Source organism: Mycobacterium sp. NBC_00419, from assembly GCF_036023875.1.
Lineage (GTDB): Bacteria > Actinomycetota > Actinomycetes > Mycobacteriales > Mycobacteriaceae > Mycobacterium.
Genome location: NZ_CP107931.1, coordinates 726,704 through 746,085, shown reverse-complemented (window position 1 = coordinate 746,085; position 19,382 = coordinate 726,704). Strand labels below are relative to the sequence as shown.

Sequence of the window (19,382 nt, the reverse complement as noted above, 5' to 3'; positions counted from 1 at the left end):
GGCCAGGGTAAGTCGGGCTGCTGAGCGTCTGGTCACGTCGAACTCCACTCTGCTCAGGTCACCGAGCGCAGAAATGGCTCGGCGAGCGCCAGGAACTCTTCGGGGGCCGAGGCGAATGGCACGTGACCGGTGTCGAGCACCTCGAACCGAGAATTCGGTATGACCGCGTGGGTGGCGCGTCCGGCAGACACCGGAATGGCTCTGTCGCGCAGTCCCCACACGATCAGGGTGGGCGTGACGAGTTGGGCTGCGCGGCTTCGTAAATCGCTGTCATCGCGTGCGAAGCTGCGCCAGAGTGCGGCCGCCTGCTGCACGCCGGCACTGGTTCGGGCGCGGCTGACGACCCGTTCCAGGATCTCGTGGTCCAGGGAACTCGTCGGCTTCATGTAGAGCCGGGCGAAGGTGGGCAACGCGAGTCGGGTGATCCAGGGTGTTCCCATGGCCTTGCAGAACAGCCGGGTCGGAGTGGTCATGGGAATGAACCCGCCCGTATCGACCAACACCAGACCCGCCACCTGCTGCGGCCGGGTGAGGGCCAACCGCGCCGCGGCGAAGCCGCCTACCGAGTTACCCACGATGCAGAGCGAGGGCACCGCGAGGTGGTCGACGAGATCCTCGAGGGCATCGGCGAACAACGTCGCGCTGAGCTTCGCAGGCTCGGTCGCTGGCGCCGAGAGCCCGCAGCCCGGCCAATCGAGTGTCACCAGCCTGTAGTCGGGCTCGAGACGTTCAACGAGCGCATCGAAGTCGTGGTGGTCGTGAAGAGTTGCGTGCAAGAGCACGATCAGCGGTCCGTCGCCGTGGTCTTGATAGCACAGCGTTCCGGCGCGCGTCTCGACAAAAGGCATGACCGGATGGTACTCATTGACCGTCCGGTCGGTCAATAAACACCGAATCACCGATCCGCTGACGAGAGGAATCGCGATGACTGCACCTGCTGTAGGCGCCCCGTTCGCCGAGAAGATGGCGTACTACCGCACCCAGCACACCAGCCGCGGGGTCAAGCTGACTCACCTGGTTGGCTTACCGGTGATCGTCTGGGGGATACCGCTACTGGCGGCTAGGCCCCGTATCGGGGCGGCGATGTTTCTCGGCGGCTGGGCACTGCAGATCGCGGGTCATGTTGTCTTCGAGAAGAATCTGCCGTCGACGCACAAGGGTTGGATCACCTATCAGCTCACCGGCGTGATCGACGTGTGCGAGACGTACGGCGACATACTTGCGCGCCGGGGCGCGCGCAAGGCGCTGCGCCGGGTGTCGGTCCCGCCGGCGACGTTCTCAGCACGTGTGAGAGTTATGCTCAGCAGGGCTGACCGGTCGGTCAACTACATGCCATGTATGAACGGATCTGCCTCTCACGATGACTGAAAGCGTTCGCGCCGCCGCGAAGGAGAAGACGCGAGATACGTTGTTGGATACCGGACTCGCACTGGCTGAGACCACGGGTCTGGAGGCTCTGAGCGTCAATGCCGTCACAGCGGCGGCGGGAGTGGCCAAAGGAACCTTCTTCCACCACTTTGGCGACCGTACGTCCTACCTTGTGGCACTGCATCGCCGGTTCCACGACGGCATTCTTGACGAGGTTCAGCAGGCGGTAGCGGGCATGGCATCGGGTGGTGAACGACTCTCGGTGATGTCGAACACCTACCTCGATGCGTGCATTCGGAGTCGGGGAGTGCGCGCACTCATCCTGGAAGCCCGCGGCCTGCTTCCGATTCAGGCCGAGATAACCCGACGTAACGACGCGATCGTGGCTCTGCTGGCCGTTGACTTCGTGGCCCTGGGGTGGCCGTCTCCCAGTGTTGCGGCGCGGTTGTGGGTTGCCGCCAACGCCGAATGTGCCTTACTCGAACTCGATCTGGGTAGACCCGACCTTGACGCACGCGAGGCGCTGCGCGCCTTCGCACAGCGACCAGGGCAAGGCTCGATGAACACGTCGACCTAATCCGGTTGATCCTCGACATCCCTTGACGTGGGGTTGCCGACCAGGTGTCCGCCGGTGGCCCCACGGGTGGGCGGCGCAGTGAGAATGCCTCGGCCACGTGCCTTTTCGACCCAACTGACCACCGTGCGAGACGTCACGAAGTACTCCTGGGCCAGGCTCGCGGCGTAGCCGCGGCCGCGCGCCAGGTACTCGCGGGCGATCGTGGTCAGGAACTCGTCGGTGAGAATCCTTCGATGTCGCAGCGGCTGGGCGGCGACAGCCGGGAATCCGGTCACCGGAAGGTCGACGGCGAACGGGTCGGTTCCCGCTGCGATGAGCCGGGGCAGTATTCCCGTGACGGCATTCAAGGGCGAGGCCCACCGAAACTCGCGCTGCAGCATCGCGAGATCGAGTCCGGCAGGAGCAACCAGGGATATCTGCACGATCTGCGGCTCACCGTCAACGAGATCGACTCGCGCGTTGACCCGTATCGCTTCGTCGCCGGTGACGGGATCGGTCTGCACCCAGTCGACGATCACGGGCAGATCGACCGTGACGTCTCCGGTCGTCCACGGATGGCGGGGCCCATCGGCACCGACGAAACGCGAGGAAACGCCGGGGAGTCGTGGCGCTGCGCCCATTGGTCCCTCCTCGGCGGCCCGCCTGCCACCGTCCATGGTGCGGCGCATTGATCCACTTCGTGGCTCTTCGGTCGACTTCCACTGCGCCCGTGTGCTGGGTCAGCTACACAACGGCGACACCGACTGCCGTCCGCGTCGCCGCTGTGTTGTGCTGGACTACGTGGTGCCGTTGGCGCCGGTTTGACCCGGCTGGCCGCCGAAGCCGCCGGGTCCGCCGAAGCCGCCCGTGCCGGGTGTCACCCCGGAGCCCGGCGACTTGGCGTTGCCGCCGCCGCCGCCGCGGCCACCGTTGGCGAAGAGGCCGCCTCTGCCGCCGGTGCCGCCGTTGCCAGCCTCACCATTCGCCGCGTTATGCCAGATGGGAAGGTTCGAGAGCGAACCGCCGGCCCCGCCGGTGCCGCCGACGGCGAACAGCCCGCCTTTACCGCCGGTGCCGCCCTTACCGCCATGGGCGGCCCCGCCACCAGCGTTAGCAGTCATGGCGTCACCGCCTGCGCCGCCGGAAGCCGCGCGGATGAGACTGAGGAAGCTGGCACCGCCGTTGCCGCCTGCCCCGCCCTGAGTGAGACCGAGCAAGCTGACAGCGCCTCCGCCGGTACCGCCGGACTGGCCCTGGCCGGCGAACCGGGCACTACCGCCGTTGCCGCCGTTGCCGCCGCCGGCGGTGCCTTCGTTTGACGCCGCCGAGCCGCCGCCGCCGGCCAGACCGCCGGAGCCGATGGTCGCGTCGCCGCCGGTGCCGCCGTTCCCACCGGCTGCGTACAGGACGCCGGAGAGAACCCCGAACTTGTACCAGTCGTCCGGATTTGTGCTGGGGGTATAGCCGCCGCCGTTGCCACCGGCGCCGCCGTTGCCCAACAGGAGGCCGCCGCGTCCACCGTCAGCGCCATCGCCGCCAGTGGCGACGCCAGAGTCCGCTAGGGCTTTGGCACCGGCTCCACCGGCGCCGCCGGTGCCGAACAGGCCGGTGCTTCCGCCTTCGCCACCGGAACCGCCAGTGGCCTTGTTGTTGGTGGGGGTGGGAGTCGCGACGCGGTTCTCGGCATAACCACCTGCGCCGCCTGCGCCGCCGTCACCCCAGAGCAGGCCACCGCTTCCGCCCGCGCCACCGTTGGCGCCCACCGAGTGATCGGTCTGGTCCCTGCCACCACGATCTTCACCGCCGTTGCCGCCGATGCCACCGTTGCCGAACAACCCGGCGCGGCCACCCCGTCCACCAGCCGTGGCGGCCCCAGTCCGCACGAAGGGCTGGGCAAATGTGTACGCGGCGTCGGCACCGTCGCCGCCATTGCCGGCGTTGCCGAGGAGCAAGGCGGCGTTTCCGCCGTTGCCGGCGGCCAGACCCGAGCCCGCGAAGGGGCTCCAACCGCTGCCACCGTTGCCGAAGAGCAGGCCGGCGTTGCCGCCATTGCAGACATGCGACGTGCAGTAGACGTCATCCGCCGCGGTGTAGTTGTAGCCGCTGCCGATCAGCACACCCGCGTTCGGATGCGTCTGTGTCCCGTTACCGATCAGAAAGCCGACGACGGACCCCAGGAGACCACCCGAGGAACTGGTCAGCTCGACATTGGCGGTCCGTAGCTGCACCTGCGCGACGGGTGCGGCGGGGTAGAGCGACTCCGCCCCCGGCGGGATCATCAACATCATCCCGGCGCTGGCTAACGCCCCCAAGGTCACCACCGGTGCGACCCGAAAGAGACCGCCTAGCCGACGGCCGGCGCACACGTCATCAGTCATCATCAAATTCCCCCCCGTTGAAAGCCCCACCCCGTTGTGTAGCCAAGCAGACTGGCGGGGTCACTAGTGGAGATTCGCCTACTGATGGGATCTTGTCGTCTTGATGGAAGGTTCGCCTCGCGGCCTCGTGGCTGGTCCGGCCTGAGTTGCATACTCATCCCTTATGAGGCAACTCGTGTTCGTGGAGCCCGGCGTGCTGGCATGGCAGGACGCCACGGATCCGGTCGCCGGCCCCGGCCAGGCCGTGGTGCGGCCGCTGGCGGTCTCCCGCTGCGACCTCGATGTCGCGATGGCCGGCTTCGGACTCTTTCCGGGGCCGTACGCAGTAGGTCATGAGATCGCCGCCGAAGTCGTCGACGTCGGTGCCGGGGTGACTGGATTCCGTCCCGGGCAGCGGGTCGCCGTGCCGTTTCAGGTGTCGTGCGGCACGTGCCCGCCGTGCGGCGAACGGCACTACGCCGCCTGCCTACCCAGCCAGGCCCGCGCCGGGGCGGCGTTCGGGTTCGGTGAGTCCGGCGGCGGTCACGGCGGTGGCCTGGCCGACCTGCTGCTCGTGCCCTACGCCGACCACCTGCTGGTGGAGGCCCCGCCGTCGATCAGCGACGTCGCCTTGGCCACCATCCCCGACAACGTCATCGACGGCTACCGCGCCGTCGTCGACGGACTACGTGAACGGCCCGGATCCGACGTGCTCATCGTCGGCGGCGACGCCACCTCGATCAGCTTGTACGCGATCCAGTGCGCGCGGGCATTGGGCGCCGGGCGGATCCGCTACGCCGACAGTGACTCCCAGCGACTGGCGGCGGCTTCGGACCTGGGGGCCGACGTGATCGACGTGGGCGGGCAGTTCCCGCGGCGTCTCGAGCGAGCCCCGATCGTCGTCGCCGCGTCGCTACAACTCGACGGACTGAACTGCGCGATCCGCTCCACGGAAGCTTATGGACGTATCACGGTGGTGACGATCCACTTCGCCCCGGAAACTCCGCTGCCGTTGCTCGAAATGTACACGCGCGGAATCACTTTCCACACCTCTCGGGCGGATTCCCGACGCTATCTCCCCGAGTTGCTCGATCTGGTCGGCGCCGGGCGAATCGACCCGCTGGCCGTGCCGACCACCACGGTCGGTTGGGATGACGCGGCGGATCGCTGGCTGGAACCCGCACTGAAGATGGTGGTCACCAGGAGTTGAGCGGCCGACGGTCCGCGATTGAAGTGACCTAAATGCCGCATCGCGGCGCCCGAATTCTGCAACACTGGCGGCGGCTAACCGTTGTATCGGATTCAACGACGAGGCAAGGGACGGGGGTCCCGCCGTGCGTAGTGCGGCTCTATCGTGGGCAGTTGCCGCTCTGGCACTGGGCACAGCCCCGCTGTTGGCGCTCTCACCCGTGACGTCGATGGGCGTCGGACTCACGGCGACTGCCTTGTTCATGGGTGGCACCGGGCATCCGCTGAGCATCCCCGAAGACACCACCGAGTACATCACCGAGTACGTCGAGGACGCCGACGCCGTCTATGTAGCGCCCTCCGGCTTGTGCGTCGGGGGAGACCCGGGTTGCTCACGGGTGGCGGTCTACGGTCCGGAGCAGTTCCGCTTCGATACGGGACTGTGGGACATGCCGTATGACGAGTCGGTGGCGATCGGACTGTCGAATCTCGATGCGTGCCTTCGCAAGGCGTCATGCACCGTCACCAAGCCCCCGTTCACGTCCACCGCGACCGCAACGCTCACCGACACGTCCTACGTGGTCTACGGGTATTCGCAAAGCGCCGCCATCGCGGCTCTGGAGAAATACGACCTCATCGCGCACCCGCCGCCGGGTACGACCGTGAGTTTCGTCGTCAACGCCAACCCGAACCGCCCCAACGGCGGCATCCTGGAACGTTTCGTCGGTGCCTACATTCCGATCATCGACGTGTCCTTCAACGGTGCGATGACGACAAATTCACCTGAGCCGCATCCCATTACGACGGTCGACGTGGCCAATCAGTATGAGCCGGTCGCCGACTTCCCGACCAACCCGTTGAACCTGCTGGCCGATCTCAATGTGCTGCTCGGATTCCTCTACCTACACCCCGAGCCGGCGTATTTCGCAGCCACTGACATCCGGCTGCAGGGTCAGTACCAGGACACGACGTACTACCTGGCGCCGGCCAAGACCGTTCCGTTGTTGATGCCGCTGGAACAGATTCCGCTCATCGGCCCGCCGCTGGCAGCAATACTGGACCCACCGCTACGCGTTCTCATCGAGGCGGGCTACGACCGCACCATCAACCCGGGCCAGCCCACGCCCGCTAAATGGCTCTACGTCCCGGATCTTCTGAAGACGACGGTGGACTTCCTCGAGGCCATCCCGACCGGATGGGACAACGGAATCGCGCTGATCTCCGGCGACCCGGCGAACCGGCCCTTCCACACCACTCCGCCGGGCCCGTACGGGGTGGGCGGACCCCCGGTGGATACCGGGGCTATCGACTCCTATGGCCCGCCGGCGCCGTACACCCCGTCGCCGACGCCGGCCCTAGCCGCCACCACGGTGGCCGGTGTAACCACCACGGCGGCACCGCGATCGGCCCGCCGCGCCACGGCTCGCACTACGCGCGCCGCCCGCAAACCGGGTCATGCGGTCGCAGCCCGCCCGTCCTCCAGTGGCGTGAGCGGGCGACCGCGTGCGGTACGGCCGCCCACCGGATAACGCCGATTCCCCGGCGCTGAGTGCGGCCGCGTGGTATTCCTTCGCCAGTACTGGTCCATAGCCCACGGGAGTCGCGATGCGTGGTTCGGCGCACAGATCGCTGACGGTGGTCAGGTGGCTTCAGTTCGGTGTGGCGGCAACCGGAATGGGCATTGCGCTGGCCGCGGCGCCCGGCACCGCCCACGCTGACGACAGCACCGGCGCGCACAGTGCGTCCTCGGCAGGTCACCACAAGCCGCGGTCCGCGGCAGACAAACCGACATCGGCCCGCCCCGCCGCGGCCACGCGCTCACGTCCCATCGCCGCCATCTCCGCGGCACGGGTGGCGGCGCGCCCGGTGGCCACCGTGGTCGGCTCAGCCAAGCGGCAACAGGCCTCGCCACTATCGGCCCCGCTGACCACGTCGTCCCAAACCTTGCCCGACGCGGTGAACGGCCTGCTCTATTCGGTGGCGAACCTGCTCTCCGTGCTGCCGCAGGGTCCCATCACCTACATCGCCGAGAGCACGCTGTATCTCGTTCGACGGACGCTGTTTCCGGCCAGCGTCGGTGTGATCACCACACCGATCACGGTGCCGCTGTACTTCACCGCCATCGATAGCGACGGTGACGGCACAGCCGACACGAAGAAGCTCGGCATCTATGCAACCCTCGGTAACGGCGCGAAGCCCAAACTGTTCGAATTCGACACCGGCGCTTCGGGTTTCTTCGCAGCGTATGCATCCAACGACCCGCATACCTCCGACTGGTGGGGCAACGGAGTCAAGGGGTCGACCACCCTGGTCTCGCGTGGCGACGACAGCGGCATCACCTATAGCGGCGTCGCGGCGAACACCACGGTATCGCTATTCGCACAAGGCAATTCGCTGCCGCTGACCTCCACCGGCTCCGTCCAGGTCGGCCAGGCCAACCTGATCACCAACGGCGACACCAATCTCTGGACACCCAGCGGCACGACGATCTCGGGCGGTATCGATCCGCCGCCCGTCGAGAAGGCCTTCTACGGCGACTTCGGAGTGGGTACCAACTACGAGGCCGACGGGATCACCAGCCTGTTGTCCCAGTTCACTTTCGGCAACGGGATATCACCAGGATTCATCGTCCACGTCGACGACCAGAGCCAGCAGGCGTGGGTTCAGATCGGCCTGACGGCAGCCGACCTCCAGAACCCGTCGACATCGTTCTTCGTCATGGATCCCGACGAGTCCGCCAAGGGCAACACCGTGCCCAACAGCGATGTCCGCTTCTACAAGCAGCAGCTCATCAAGGCGAAGATCAACATCAGCGACGGCAGCACGCCGGTCGTCACCGATTCCAAGGTGAAGGTGGTCCTCGACACCGGCGCCGCGACCACCGTGCACAACACCGACAAGAGTTCCGAGGCAGCCGATTACGACCAGATTCTGGTGCCGTCGCACGACGACGCCAAGAAGGGTGTTCTGGCCGGCAACCTGACGTTCTCCCTGAAGGGAACCACCACTGCCGGTCAGCACGAGACGTTCTTCACTGTGACGACGACGACCGATCGCCAGCAGGAGGACCAGACAACGCAGGTGATCAAGTTTCAGAACGACAAGGCCGCCGCCGACATCGACTCCGACAAGGCGAAGTACTACCTCAACTCCGGCATCCAGTTCTTCTACCACTACGACGTCGTCTACGACCTCGGGAATTCGGCAGGCGGCGGCCAGTTGGGTCTGGCACCGCAGACGACCTGAGCCCCTCAGAGCCCGCCGAGATCGTCGGGCACGTCGACGGCGTAGCGCTGCAGCGTTTCCAGCGGGACCAGATCCAGGGTGCGTTCGTGGGTGCAGGCCAGGACGACAGGCGCCGCGCAGCCGTCCTGGTGGGCCCGCAGCCAATTGCGGGCGGTGACGCACCAGCGGTCGCCGGGCGCCAGCCCGGGGAACCGGAACTGGGGCATCGGCGTCGACAGGTCGTTGCCGATGGAGCGCTGGTGCTCCAGAAACTCCGCGGTGACCACCGCGCAGATGGTGTGCGATCCGATGTCCTCGGGCCCGGTCGAACAACATCCGTCGCGGTAGAAGCCGGTCAGCGGGTCGCTGCCGCAGGGTTGCAGTTCATCACCAAGCACATTGCGATCGGGCACCTCACCATTATCGGCCCCGGGCACGCCAACTGCGGTAGCCCCGGTGTGCGGCGAATGCCCCGATGATCGCGGTGACGCACCACACCGCGATGGCCGGTGTAGGCCAACGGTGAGTTCAGGTCCGAGACCGAGGCGCCCAGTGCGGTATACACGAAGGCCCGTGGGGCTGACCCGATCAGAGCGCCAATCGCCATCTGCCACAGCGGCATCCCGAAAGCGCCGAATGCGTAGGGTGTCAGGGCGTCATATCGTCGCGGGGTTCGGGTCCTGCCCGGCCCGACCCTCAGTGGCTGGGCTATCTAGCCGAAGTTGATGGGGGTAAAGCCACCGGCGTCGGTGTACGTCGGCGGCATCCATCCGGGTTCGCCCGGCACGACGGTATCGGGCGTAACCGGGTACTTCACCTTCTCGAATACTTGCTCGTCCTGCCAATAGCCGCCACTTGTGGTGCAGCTGTATGTACCGCAACTTGTCCGAACCGGCACTGCATGTGCAGGTACCCAAACCATGCGGAATCGGATCCAGCTGCCGTCCGGCTGGAGCGGCCCGTCGCAGATGCTGCGTGTTTGGGTTGCCAGGAATCCCCACGGAACACTCTCGCAGCCCAGCTGCGCATCTGCGTTTGCCAGTGGGGAGCACAGTGTTCCGAAGATGGCCGAGAGACCTAGGGTAATAGCTATTTTCGTCTTCATGATTAAACCACCTCAGCAGGCAATATAACTGTATTGCCTCATGTTGGCAACGGTTACGCCAGAGTCAATTTGGTGATGTTGTCAAAGTTATTTATGTTGCTGGTGTGACAGATGGGTTCGGTGGTGGCAACGTCATGCGCGGTGCGGTTGCGCTTGAAGGCGAGGCCTCGCACCGCTCCACTGCCCCCAAGATCGTGACTCGCCGATGCCGTCCGTGAGCGAGAGGAAAGTCCTTCGACTCGGCTCGCGCGGGGCAGCGCCAAGTCGGCGATAAGCAGATCATCGTGTCGGCGTCGACTACCGGGGGTGGGATCCCCGTTGTCGCGTCGACGGTGCGGGGTCGCCCACCGGTCGACGGCGTCACCAGGCCCAGGGTGCATTCATGGGTGCAGGCCAGCCACCCCACCATTTATCGGCCCCGGGCACGCCAACTGCGGTAGCCCCGGTGTGCGGCGAATGCCCCGATGATCGCGGTGACGCACCACACCGCGATGGCCGCGTAGGCCAACGGTGAGTTCAGGTCCGAGACCGAGGCGCCCAGTGCGGTGTACACGAAGGCCCGTGGGGCTGATCCGATCAGAGCGCCAATTGCCATCTGCCACAGCGGCATCCCGAAAGCGCCGAACGCGTAGGACGCCAGGGCGTCAGAGATGCCGGGGATGAAGCGCTGGCCGACGACAGCCCACAGTCCGCGGCGCTTGATCTGGTCGTCGATGCGCTGCGCCCAGTCGGCTCCGATGAGCGCCCGAGCGCTGTCCCGGCCGGCGCGCCGTCCGAGGAAAGCGGTGATGGTCGCCGTCGTCACCGTCGAACCCAGCGTCACGAACGTGCCGATCAGCGGGCCGAACAGAAACCCGCTACCGGCGGCCAACAGCGGACCGGGAACGAAGATCGACGCCAGCACTGCCGACACCAGTAGGTAGGCCAGCGGCGCTGCCGGCCCGGTGGCGGCGACGGCGTCCCGGACCTGTTCGACGTCGATGACACGGGAGACGGCGACGAGATAGAAGACCGTGAGCAGCACCGCGACGAACAGCGCGAGTCGCAGAATGTGCGGCCAGCGCCTGACGGCCGGGGGTTCAGTGTCCTCAGTCATTGAGGATCTGCAGGGCGGCGGCGCTTCCCTGGCGCAGAAACTCGATGATCTCCGTCGCGGTGGCCTGCACCTGCTTGCGGTTTGCCCGTTCCGGCCCCAGCAGGGCGGTGACGGCGGGGCCCAGCACCCGCAGGGGATCGGCGTCGACCCAGTCCGGTACGGGCCGCAGCTGTGACAGCACGGCACCGGTAATCAGAAGATGAAGTGCGATGGCCTGGTCGGCGACATCCCAGTCTTCACGGGCCAGGCCATGGCGGCGCCAGATCGGCAGGATGCCGTGCAGCATGGCGCTGGGTCCCAGCGTGCTGTGCAGGGAGACCGAGCGCGGGTGGTTGGCGAGGACTCCGAGCAGGTCTTCGTTGTGGTCCTGCATCGCAGAGATGAGCGGATTGGTGGTCACCGTCTGCAGCATCGTGGGGCAGAAGCGCGAGGGGCGGACGAGGTCGGGTTCGTCGGTGATCTGCTGGATCAGGCCGTCCATGATGCTCATGAAGTTGCGGCCGATGAGCCCGACCAACAGGTCCTCTTTGGTGGGCCAGTACAGGTAGACCGTTCCCTTGCCCACGTGAGCCCGCTGTGCGACGTCGGCGACGGTGAATCCTTTGACGCCGCGTGCCACGAGCAGATCACTTGCCGCCGCCAGCAGCCTGGCCGCCTTCGCCGAGTGCTGTTCGGGCAGGTCATCGAGGGAAGTGCTCACCGTCGTGACTATATCGGCGCGCGAGTTGAACGCACGCGAATCGGCTTCTGTCGGCACGGCAGCCAGTATGGCATACTGACCAAAATGGTCGTTTGGTCAGTTTGGGGTTGGCATCGGTCGCAGCCGAAAGGGATTTGAGTGGTAAAGGTGTTGAGGCGTATACGGATTCCAGCCCCATCGGTCACGATGCGCACGCTGGCCGTCCTCTCGGCGGCCGCCACCGCCATCGTCGCAATGACCACCGCCTGCGCCGCGCTTCTGGCGGCATCACCCGCGGCATTACCCTAGGAGATGATTGTGTCGAACCCATTGCCGGACAACGATTCCCGCATGCCGGCCGAACTCGAGCGCCTGGTCAACCAGCCCGAGCGTGTACAGGCCATCACCAAAGCCATCTTCGCCGTCGCCGACCGGGTGAATCCGGTCGTCGACTTCGGCAAACCCTATGTCGACGGGCTGAACAACCTGCCGCGGGACGGCCGGTTCCTGCTCGTCGGCAATCACACGACATTCGGGATGGCCGAGATCGTGATGATCCCGTACTTCGTGCACCGCGAACTCGGTGTTCGCGTCCGCGGCCTTGCCGAGAAGTCATTCGGCGACGTGCGCGGTGTCGCCGCAGACGTACTGGCGGCTGCCGGCGCGGTGGTCGGTACACCGGCCAACGCCACTGCGCTGATGGCGAACGACGAAACGATCCTGGTGTTTCCCGGCGGTGGGCGCGAGATGCCCAAGTTCAAGGGTGAGGAGTATCGGTTGAGTTGGCAGGGCAGAAGCGGATTCGCGCGGCTGGCGATCGCCCACGACTACCCGATCGTGCCCGTCGGACTCGTCGGCGGCGACGACGTCTATCACGGTCTGGTCGAACGAGACAGCGCGGTGGGGCGGGTGAGCCAGTTCATCGGGCGGCGCATCGGAGGCCGGCCGGATATGGCCATCCCGCCGACGCGCGGCCTGGGACCCACCCTGCTTCCCGATCCCAAGCGGATGTACCTGCGTTTCGCCCTGCCGATCGACACCACGAAACCCGCCCGCACCAAAGCGGAGACGTGGGAAGCCACCGTCAAGGAACGGACCCAGTCCGCGCTGGAAGGTGTCCTGGCCGATCTGCAGACCCTGCGCGAGACAGACCCGTTCCGTAACCTCAATCCACTCGGCTGGAGCCGGGCCGTCCAGCCCGAATCAGCCGCGCCCTAGGCGTTCCCGGACGGTGTCGGTCAAGAACCGGGCCGCCGATGCGGGGCGGAATGCCCGTGCCGCTGCCGTCAGTACGTCCAAGGCCTCGGCAGACAACTCGATGTCGGCTGCAGCACAGTTGAATTCGAGTTGTTCGACGCTGGAGGCACCCGGAATTGCCACCACGCCGGGCAGGGCGATCAGCCAGGCCAGCGCCACCTGCGCCGGCTTGGCGCCGACGTCCGCGGCGACGTCACGCAGTGTCTGCAGCAGCGGCTCGGCCCGACGCAGGTTCTCGGTTCCGAACAAGCGGTTGGCGGCGCGGATACCACCGGGGCGGTTGTCGATGCCGTACTTGCCGCCGAGCAGCCCCTGTTCCAGCGGGCTCCACGCGATCACGATCCGGTTCTCCCGCTCGGCGAAGGGGACGAGATCGTCGAGCGGCCCGGCGTGCGCCAGCGAGAAGTGCACCTGATTACTGATCACCGGCCGGCCCAGTGCCGCATCGGCTTTGCGCCAGCGCTCCAGTGAATAGTTGGAGACGCCCGCCGCGCCGATCGCACCGCTGTCGAGGAGATCGCGCATACCGGGCATGATCACCGAATCGGGGACCACCGGGTTGGGCTGGTGGATCTGGTAGAGCGGGATCCGGTCGAGTCCGAGCCGCTGGGCGCTGGCCTTCTCGCGCTGGCGGACCACCGCCGGAAACGGCGCCACCGGAAACACCTTGCTGGCGACAGCGACATTGGCCCGCTCATCACCGAGCGCCTCGCCGAGGATCCGCTCACTGCGGCCGAAGCCGTAGATCTCGGCGGTGTCGAAGAAGGTGACTCCCAACGCCAGCGCACGCTGCACGATGTCGCGTGCCGCGCCCTGGGCGTACTCGTCGCCATAGCCCCACTCGCTGGAGCCGAACTGCCATGTTCCCAGACCGATGCGGCTGACCCGTCCCACACCGTCGACTTCGAGATACTTCATGGCACCAACCTACGGGTCCGGCAGTTCTGCCTGCATCTCGGCCTGTGCCGCATCAAAACTCAGAAGTCCCTTGATGGGCATGCTTTCCGGTAGCGGATCGTCGTAACTCCACGCGACGTCGTCGACGACGACCTCGCCGATCCTCGCCGACCAGTAGGTCGCCACACCCTTGTAGTTGCAGTAGCTGCTGGTGTCGCTTCTGGTCAGCAGGTCCATCCGGACGTGCTGCGGGGCGACGTACAGCCGCGGCTGCAGAGCCGTCTCGAAGAGGATCACGGTGTCGTCGGTGTCGACCAGCGTGGTGCCCGCCACCTCGACACGTAGCCGCCGCGAGGTCGGGCGGCAGTCGACCCGGTGGTACGGGTTGGGCGGGTAGTGGACCAGTCGCCGCCCTTCTTCCAGCCAGGTGTCCACCGAATTCCACGGCACCAGGACATAACCGGGCGCCAGGGGCTCGGGCTCGCCGGGCAGGTCGCCGATCTCGTCCTGCGGGAAGACGTAGCTCAGCGGGCGGCCCGCCCGGTGCACCATGAGGGCGTGCTCGGTGTCGATGACTGTGCGGCCGTTGCGAATTGCCTCGATACGCCGGGGATGCGGCTCGACGTAGGCCACGTCCTGGGGGAGTGGAACCGAGAACCGGCCCGCCGGGTCCGGGCCCAGGGGGCCCCGTCCCGCGACCAAGCTCACCGGATCAGACCACCGTGGTGTGCAGCGGCGTCAGGTCGGTCTGCATCAGGGTCACGTTGTAGGGGCCCCACAGCGACATGTTCCAGTACAGGTTGGTGATGTCGGGATTGTTGTTGTTGTCGACCAGCTTGCCCGTGCCCGACCAGGGGTGGATCATCGGCGCGTAGAGGCCCGGGTACTGGGCTGAGGTGGCGATGGTGATCGGATCCGACCACGGCCCCTCCGGCCGGTCGGCCGTGCGCAGCACCACGTTGTTCTGGCCGTTGCCGTAGAGCGCCACGTACTTGCCCAGATAGTCGTTGTACTGCACCGACATCTCGCTGACATTGCCACCGGTCTTGGCGCCGGTGAATCCGGCGAACCAGCCGCCGAAGAAATTCGGATTGTTCGCCAGGTCGATGATCCCCCCGAAAAGCCCTGGGGAACTGGTGGAGTCGCCGAGGATGGGTGCGGCGACGGCGGGCTTGCCCTGCACCCAGGTGCTGCCGTCCCAGTACTCGTACTTACTCAGATCGGTGATGTTGCCTTCGGCCACCCGTGACAGGTAGGCCGAACCGGCCCGGCCCGACGGGGTACCGAACGCGTAGACGTACTGCGGCTCACCTTCGGCTACCTGGTCGGCGGGCTGCAGGACATAGGCGGCCTGCTGGAAGTTCTGGCTGCCCGCCACATACGGGGTCGAGGACCGGAACCAGCCGGCCGAGCGGATCGTCGAACCCACCAGCACCCACTTGTCGGTCGCTGCGTCATACATCGAGATCGCCGAGTAATTGGTGGTCCAGCGGCCGGGGGTGTCCCAGGACTTCACCGACATGTAGTTGACGTACTGCTGTTGGTTCACCGAGATCGCCGACGTCGGGATGATCGTCACCTCGGAGTTGAGGATCGGGAACAGCGCGCCCGGCGCGCTCGGGATGAACTGGTAGGCGTAACCGGTCGGCAGCAGACTCAGGCCGTTGGTCAGGTTCGTGTCGGTGCTCAGCAGCAGCACGTTGGAGCGCCAGTCGCCGGTCATGTTGGGCCCGCTGAAGGTATCGCCGAACGCCAACTGGATCTTGCCGGTCAGTCCGTTCTCCCACATGATGCCGAGGTCGGTTCCGTTGATGCCGAAGCCGTTGGTGATGTTGGGGCCGGTGACAAAGCCGACGTTCCTGGTGTTGAGCGTGCCGGTCGTGGTCACCGCCGCCGCGGCCAGCGTGGTGGCCTGGGCTGCCTGGGCGCTCGACGTCGTGACCGGGGACGCCGCCGTGGGTTCGAATTCCCGTCGCGCTGACGCTGCCAGCGCCCACAGGGCCGGCGCCGGTGCCGGAGTGGGGGCGCCCGGCTCAGCCTCGGCGGTGGCTGTCGTGGTGCCGCTGGTCAGTGCGCCGCCGGAGCTGGTCACGATGCCGCGCACGGCGCTGACCTTGCCCGACGTCGACGACGACGAACCCGCGGAGTCCGAACCTGGCGTGCGCTTGACGCGCGCCGAGCCGCCGGTGGATGCCGGCTTGCTTGATCCCGGTGCACTCGCGCCAGTGCCGGACGAACTAGTGCCCGACGAACTCGCCGTCGAACCGGCCCCACCGGCGCCCGGGCTGTCCTCGGCCCACGCCGCGGCGCTGCCGTTCGCTATCGCCGTGCCGATGCCCAAGGCCACCGCGAGCGCACCCATCCGGCCCACATATGTGGCAGCTGTCCTGGAAGGACCCATCAACTTCACCCCTCGATTCACTTCTGTCACATCATCCATCGCCCGCGGCCCGCTCGATGTTTCCCCGTCAGGAGGTGAGCAGTAGTTCGCCCATCCTGGGAACGATGGCCTGCAACGCCTTCAGCGGCCGGATCATCACCGTGAACGACACGATCTTGCCGTCGTCGTTCCATCGAATGATGTCGACTCCCTCGAGGGTGAGGCCGTCCACCTCGGCGGCGAATTCCAGTACGGCCGAACGACTCTCGATCCATTTCTCGACATAGCGGAAATTGCTGTGCGAGAACAGCTTCTCGGCCGCCCGCAGATACGCCGCCGTCTTCTCCCGGCCGTGCTGTGGGGTGAAAACGGCCGGCGAGTAGAACACCGCGTCCTCGGCGAGCAGGTCGTCGAGCTCATCGGTCTGGCCGTTCTCGATGAACCTGAGCCAGCGTTCGATGACGGGAGCGGTCACGTCGGTGGTCCTTTCACGTAACGGACTTCCAGCGTCCCACAGCCGCACGGCTCGATGGCCGGGTGTTCCAGGTCGACGCGAAATTGAAACCTCGCCGAGCCTGACTCGGCCGTTCCAGCAAATATATTGACCAGCGATTGATGTTGCCAGATCAGCTGTAACGTGACAGTATCGTTGAGCCCGGCGAAGTCATATCCCGTCGGCGACAACGTGCGCGGTGAACTATTTCACCGCAGCCTAACGAGGGGAAATCCCATGAACGCAGGTCGTTCCTATACCAGTCTGGCAATCATTGTCGGAGCATCCATGTTCATCGCCTTCAGTTCGCTCGTCGCCGGTTGTGGCAACGGCGATAAGGAGGCTCCGCCGAGTACCACGTCGCCCAGTGGCACGCCTTCGTCGAGCACACCGGTGTCACCGACGGAGAAGTCGTTGGACCCCAACGGAGGCAACAAGTTCACCCCGCCGGTGGTGGCCCCGCCCGCACCGACCGAGGGCGCCGGAAATCACCACCACGGTCTGAACGGGATCGGCTGAGGTCGCGCACGTCGGCTGCACTTCGGGTAAAACCGACGGGTGATGCAACGCGGTGTGATGACGTGCGGTTCCTGCCTGCGCACCGTTGCATCGGCGGCCTTCTGCCTGCACTGCGGTGCGGATCTGACCAACCCTGACGGCGACGGACGTAACCGGCTCCGGCTGGCGCACTACGCCGCGGCTCCTCGTGAGCATGTACTGCGATTCGCGGTGGCAAGTTCACTGTTCCCCCAGGTGCCCCCGACATCGCGCCGCGCGTTGCGGCTCGGACTCCTGGTAGTGGCGGCCGCACTCGTCGGCTTCACGGTTGCCGGCTGGCAGGCCCCGCTGATCGGCGCGGCCGTGCTCGGGCTGCCACTGCTGTTCGCCCTCTACCTTCGTGCCGCCGCGATCCATCCGGATCTGCCCAGGCGCTGGCTGACGCTCACCGTCGGACTCGGTGTCGTTCTCGGCGTCATGTGGGGGTTGATCGGCGGACCGATGGTCGCCCGAGCTGCCGACGTCGGCTTGGGCGGTTCCAGAGCAGTCGGCTCAATTCTGGTGGAGAGCTTCGTCTTTCCGCTTGCGGGAGCGATGCTGATGCTCGCGCCCGCGGTGGCGGTGTGGGCGATGCAGCCTCGCGTCCGCGACTCGCTGGACGGCTTCGCCGTCGGCGCACTCGGCGCGCTGGTGTTCACCGCCGCGAGCACGCTGACCCGGTTGGCGCCGCAACTGGCCACCGGGCCCTGGACCGACGGTCAGCCGATGGGCCCGATTCTCGCCGAGGCGGGGATCCGCGGTCTGGCGATGCCCGTGATCGCGGCCGCGGTCGGCGGCCTGGTCGGCATCGCGATCTGGTTTGCCCGGCCGGTCCGCGCCATCCCCTTGGCGTTGACCGCCGCGGTGTCGATCTACCTGGCGCTGGGCTTCGTCCAGACGCTGCGGGTGCGGGACGACTTCCAACTGCTTCTGCATCTCGCGATCGCGGGCCTGACTCTGCTCGTCCTGCGGATCGGTGTTCAGGTGGCATTGCTGCACGAAGTGCACGACGAGGTGACGACGTCCGAGCCGGTGCTGTGTTCCTACTGCGATCACGTCGTCCCGGCCGCGGCCTTCTGCCCCAGGTGTGGGGTGGCGACCCGCGCTGCGTCGCGGTCGTCGCGCGCCGCTCGGCGCGCCTACCCGCCGGGCGAGCCCCCCGTCGGCGCCCGGCCCCAACTCGGCTACGCGATGCCTGCCGATACCTATCAGGCGGTGCCGGTCCGGCACAGCACGCGCGCGCGGGTGGCGGCGGTGATGGGAGCGGGACTCGGTATCGCGGCGGCGGCGGCCTTCGTCGTCTCGTTCGCGATCACCCCAGCGGGTGTGCAGCGCTACATCTGCCCGCCGGATTGTGGACGTCCGCCGATGGGGGTGCCGGTGGCGGCTAGTCCGCGGTTCGTATCGAGTCACGGCGAGTTCTCGGTGAACTATCCGGCCCCGGGGACGGCCTATCGAGCCGACACCGACCCGAACGGCGTCGTGCTGGACTACATCGCAGGCGATACCGGCACGATGGAACTCTTCGGACAGCCCTCGGTCGGCCGCAGCGCCCGGCAGATCACCGAGCAGATTCTCACCCGCAGCTACCCGGATGCCGTCGTCGAATACGAAATCCCCAACGCCACAGTGGGATACCAACAGGGTTACGGGGTGGTGGCCGACGTCTATCCCACCGATCCGGACGCCACTTACACCCGGCTACGGATTCTGGTGCTGACTGCGGTCAAGAACGACTACGCGCTGGTGGCCTCGGCTGTCGGACCGTTTCATCGGTTCAGCCCCGACTTCGGCAGCGGACATCCCTCCGGTGCCAACCTCGAACTCGCCCTGGACATGGGCAAGTACGTGAACAGCTTCATGTGGCAAGGCGATCCGCCCCGCTAAGCCGATCCGGCGAGCTGAAACTACTTGTCGCAGGTGATCGTCACGTAGGCGATCGGCTGACTACCGGCCGAGCCGACGGTATTGATGTCGGTGACTGTGCACTCCGACAAGCCCCCGTTGGGGACACCGTTCTCGTACTGCAGTGTGACGTCGTAGCCGAGGTTGTCGAGGTCGCCGATGGTGGACGCCACCGACTCCGAGCCGGGCTCGGGGATGTTCGGCGGATCGGCTAAAGCGTTGGGGGCCAACGCGATCGACGCGCCGAGACCGGTCAGTAAGGTGGCGATGGAGCGCAATCCTAGCGACATGCGAGGACTGTCGCGGTTGCGCCTTGCAGCGCGGGGAACGCCGGTTGAA

General features: G+C 66.5%; 20 protein-coding genes and 1 pseudogene. 8 read left to right on the top strand and 13 right to left on the bottom strand.

The window, feature by feature from the left end; all coding sequences use genetic code 11:
* Nucleotides 1–53: 53 nt before the first annotated feature.
* On the bottom strand, nt 54–848 hold the full coding sequence (locus OG976_RS03590) for an alpha/beta fold hydrolase (RefSeq protein ID WP_328357990.1): 795 nt from the start codon (nt 846–848) through the stop codon (nt 54–56).
* Nucleotides 849–924: 76 nt separating this feature from the next.
* On the opposite strand from OG976_RS03590, the gene OG976_RS03585 reads away from it, so the two are divergent.
* Together OG976_RS03585 and OG976_RS03580 are read left to right on the top strand one after the other, a co-directional pair.
* A complete protein-coding gene (locus tag OG976_RS03585) occupies nt 925–1,368 on the top strand; it encodes a DUF962 domain-containing protein (RefSeq protein ID WP_328357987.1) in 444 nt (147 codons plus the stop codon).
* Nucleotides 1,361–1,945 (top strand): TetR/AcrR family transcriptional regulator, encoded by a 585-nt coding sequence (locus OG976_RS03580; RefSeq protein ID WP_328357984.1) that lies wholly within the window; start codon nt 1,361–1,363, stop codon nt 1,943–1,945. The genes OG976_RS03585 and OG976_RS03580 overlap by 8 nt, the downstream gene beginning before the upstream one ends.
* Here OG976_RS03580 and OG976_RS03575 read toward each other — a convergent pair.
* Nucleotides 1,942–2,613 carry a hypothetical protein gene (locus OG976_RS03575; protein WP_328357981.1) on the bottom strand — a complete coding sequence of 224 codons (672 nt, stop codon included), beginning with the start codon at nt 2,611–2,613 and terminating at the stop codon, nt 1,942–1,944. The genes OG976_RS03580 and OG976_RS03575 overlap by 4 nt on opposite strands.
* A gap of 108 nt (nt 2,614–2,721) precedes the next feature.
* Nucleotides 2,722–4,305: a PE family protein gene (locus OG976_RS03570; RefSeq protein WP_328357978.1), complete on the bottom strand. Its 1,584-nt coding sequence runs from the start codon at nt 4,303–4,305 to the stop codon at nt 2,722–2,724.
* Nucleotides 4,306–4,465: 160 nt separating this feature from the next.
* Between OG976_RS03570 and OG976_RS03565 the strand changes: the two genes are divergently transcribed.
* From OG976_RS03565 to OG976_RS03555, 3 genes are all read left to right on the top strand, one after another.
* Entirely contained in the window at nt 4,466–5,491 is a 1,026-nt protein-coding gene (locus OG976_RS03565; protein ID WP_328357975.1) for a zinc-dependent alcohol dehydrogenase, read from the top strand.
* 124 nt (nt 5,492–5,615) lie between these two features.
* Complete coding sequence (locus OG976_RS03560; RefSeq protein WP_328357972.1) at nt 5,616–6,998, top strand: PE-PPE domain-containing protein; 1,383 nt, start codon at nt 5,616–5,618, stop codon at nt 6,996–6,998.
* 76 nt (nt 6,999–7,074) lie between these two features.
* Nucleotides 7,075–8,715 (top strand): hypothetical protein, encoded by a 1,641-nt coding sequence (locus OG976_RS03555; RefSeq protein WP_328357969.1) that lies wholly within the window; start codon nt 7,075–7,077, stop codon nt 8,713–8,715.
* A gap of 5 nt (nt 8,716–8,720) precedes the next feature.
* Here the strand turns inward: OG976_RS03555 and OG976_RS03550 are convergent, their stop codons facing one another.
* The 5 genes and pseudogenes from OG976_RS03550 to OG976_RS03530 form a co-directional block, all read right to left on the bottom strand.
* A complete protein-coding gene (locus OG976_RS03550) occupies nt 8,721–9,107 on the bottom strand; it encodes a DUF2237 family protein (RefSeq protein WP_328357966.1) in 387 nt (128 codons plus the stop codon).
* A gap of 7 nt (nt 9,108–9,114) precedes the next feature.
* Nucleotides 9,115–9,358, bottom strand: a pseudogene (locus OG976_RS03545) (TVP38/TMEM64 family protein); the annotation flags it as partial.
* Between the two features lie 48 nt (nt 9,359–9,406).
* Nucleotides 9,407–9,799 (bottom strand): CDGP domain-containing protein, encoded by a 393-nt coding sequence (locus OG976_RS03540; protein ID WP_328357963.1) that lies wholly within the window; start codon nt 9,797–9,799, stop codon nt 9,407–9,409.
* Nucleotides 9,800–10,208: 409 nt separating this feature from the next.
* Nucleotides 10,209–10,895: a TVP38/TMEM64 family protein gene (locus tag OG976_RS03535; protein WP_328357960.1), complete on the bottom strand. Its 687-nt coding sequence runs from the start codon at nt 10,893–10,895 to the stop codon at nt 10,209–10,211.
* Nucleotides 10,888–11,595 carry a TetR/AcrR family transcriptional regulator gene (locus OG976_RS03530; RefSeq protein WP_328357958.1) on the bottom strand — a complete coding sequence of 236 codons (708 nt, stop codon included), beginning with the start codon at nt 11,593–11,595 and terminating at the stop codon, nt 10,888–10,890. Before OG976_RS03530 ends, OG976_RS03535 begins: the two co-directional genes overlap by 8 nt.
* Nucleotides 11,596–11,925: 330 nt before the next feature.
* On the opposite strand from OG976_RS03530, the gene OG976_RS03525 reads away from it, so the two are divergent.
* Nucleotides 11,926–12,792, top strand: a complete 867-nt coding sequence (locus OG976_RS03525) for a lysophospholipid acyltransferase family protein (protein ID WP_328363130.1) — start codon at nt 11,926–11,928, stop codon at nt 12,790–12,792.
* On the opposite strand, the gene OG976_RS03520 is transcribed toward OG976_RS03525, so the two are convergent.
* The 4 genes from OG976_RS03520 to OG976_RS03505 form a co-directional block, all read right to left on the bottom strand.
* Entirely contained in the window at nt 12,778–13,749 is a 972-nt protein-coding gene (locus OG976_RS03520; RefSeq protein ID WP_328357955.1) for an aldo/keto reductase, read from the bottom strand. The genes OG976_RS03525 and OG976_RS03520 overlap by 15 nt on opposite strands.
* Nucleotides 13,750–13,758: 9 nt before the next feature.
* Nucleotides 13,759–14,436 carry a DUF427 domain-containing protein gene (locus tag OG976_RS03515; RefSeq protein ID WP_328357952.1) on the bottom strand — a complete coding sequence of 226 codons (678 nt, stop codon included), beginning with the start codon at nt 14,434–14,436 and terminating at the stop codon, nt 13,759–13,761.
* A gap of 4 nt (nt 14,437–14,440) precedes the next feature.
* Entirely contained in the window at nt 14,441–16,090 is a 1,650-nt protein-coding gene (locus OG976_RS03510) for a DUF4185 domain-containing protein (protein WP_328357949.1), read from the bottom strand.
* Nucleotides 16,091–16,196: 106 nt separating this feature from the next.
* The gene (locus OG976_RS03505) at nt 16,197–16,583 is read right to left on the bottom strand and encodes a nuclear transport factor 2 family protein (RefSeq protein WP_328357948.1); all 387 of its coding nucleotides are present in this window, start codon (nt 16,581–16,583) and stop codon (nt 16,197–16,199) included.
* A gap of 306 nt (nt 16,584–16,889) precedes the next feature.
* On the opposite strand from OG976_RS03505, the gene OG976_RS03500 reads away from it, so the two are divergent.
* Entirely contained in the window at nt 16,890–17,120 is a 231-nt protein-coding gene (locus tag OG976_RS03500) for a hypothetical protein (RefSeq protein WP_328357945.1), read from the top strand.
* Nucleotides 17,121–17,162: 42 nt separating this feature from the next.
* On the top strand, nt 17,163–19,025 hold the full coding sequence (locus OG976_RS03495; RefSeq protein WP_328363128.1) for a zinc ribbon domain-containing protein: 1,863 nt from the start codon (nt 17,163–17,165) through the stop codon (nt 19,023–19,025).
* A 20-nt stretch (nt 19,026–19,045) separates the two neighbouring features.
* On the opposite strand, the gene OG976_RS03490 is transcribed toward OG976_RS03495, so the two are convergent.
* Nucleotides 19,046–19,333, bottom strand: a complete 288-nt coding sequence (locus tag OG976_RS03490) for a hypothetical protein (RefSeq protein ID WP_328357943.1) — start codon at nt 19,331–19,333, stop codon at nt 19,046–19,048.
* Nucleotides 19,334–19,382: the final 49 nt, after the last annotated feature.

Bases quoted from the DNA above. Each gene is read 5' to 3' on its own strand.
- OG976_RS03590 (WP_328357990.1), bottom strand. From the start codon at position 848: ATGCCTTTTGTCGAGACGCGCGCCGGAACGCTGTGCTATCAAGACCAC.
- OG976_RS03585 (WP_328357987.1), top strand. From the start codon at position 925: ATGACTGCACCTGCTGTAGGCGCCCCGTTCGCCGAGAAGATGGCGTAC.
- OG976_RS03580 (WP_328357984.1), top strand. From the start codon at position 1,361: ATGACTGAAAGCGTTCGCGCCGCCGCGAAGGAGAAGACGCGAGATACG.
- OG976_RS03575 (WP_328357981.1), bottom strand. From the start codon at position 2,613: ATGCGCCGCACCATGGACGGTGGCAGGCGGGCCGCCGAGGAGGGACCA.
- OG976_RS03570 (WP_328357978.1), bottom strand. From the start codon at position 4,305: ATGATGACTGATGACGTGTGCGCCGGCCGTCGGCTAGGCGGTCTCTTT.
- OG976_RS03565 (WP_328357975.1), top strand. From the start codon at position 4,466: ATGAGGCAACTCGTGTTCGTGGAGCCCGGCGTGCTGGCATGGCAGGAC.
- OG976_RS03555 (WP_328357969.1), top strand. From the start codon at position 7,075: ATGCGTGGTTCGGCGCACAGATCGCTGACGGTGGTCAGGTGGCTTCAG.
- OG976_RS03540 (WP_328357963.1), bottom strand. From the start codon at position 9,799: ATGAAGACGAAAATAGCTATTACCCTAGGTCTCTCGGCCATCTTCGGA.
- OG976_RS03535 (WP_328357960.1), bottom strand. From the start codon at position 10,895: ATGACTGAGGACACTGAACCCCCGGCCGTCAGGCGCTGGCCGCACATT.
- OG976_RS03525 (WP_328363130.1), top strand. From the start codon at position 11,926: ATGCCGGCCGAACTCGAGCGCCTGGTCAACCAGCCCGAGCGTGTACAG.
- OG976_RS03520 (WP_328357955.1), bottom strand. From the start codon at position 13,749: ATGAAGTATCTCGAAGTCGACGGTGTGGGACGGGTCAGCCGCATCGGT.
- OG976_RS03510 (WP_328357949.1), bottom strand. From the start codon at position 16,090: ATGGGTGCGCTCGCGGTGGCCTTGGGCATCGGCACGGCGATAGCGAAC.
- OG976_RS03500 (WP_328357945.1), top strand. From the start codon at position 16,890: ATGTTCATCGCCTTCAGTTCGCTCGTCGCCGGTTGTGGCAACGGCGAT.
- OG976_RS03495 (WP_328363128.1), top strand. From the start codon at position 17,163: ATGCAACGCGGTGTGATGACGTGCGGTTCCTGCCTGCGCACCGTTGCA.
- OG976_RS03490 (WP_328357943.1), bottom strand. From the start codon at position 19,333: ATGTCGCTAGGATTGCGCTCCATCGCCACCTTACTGACCGGTCTCGGC.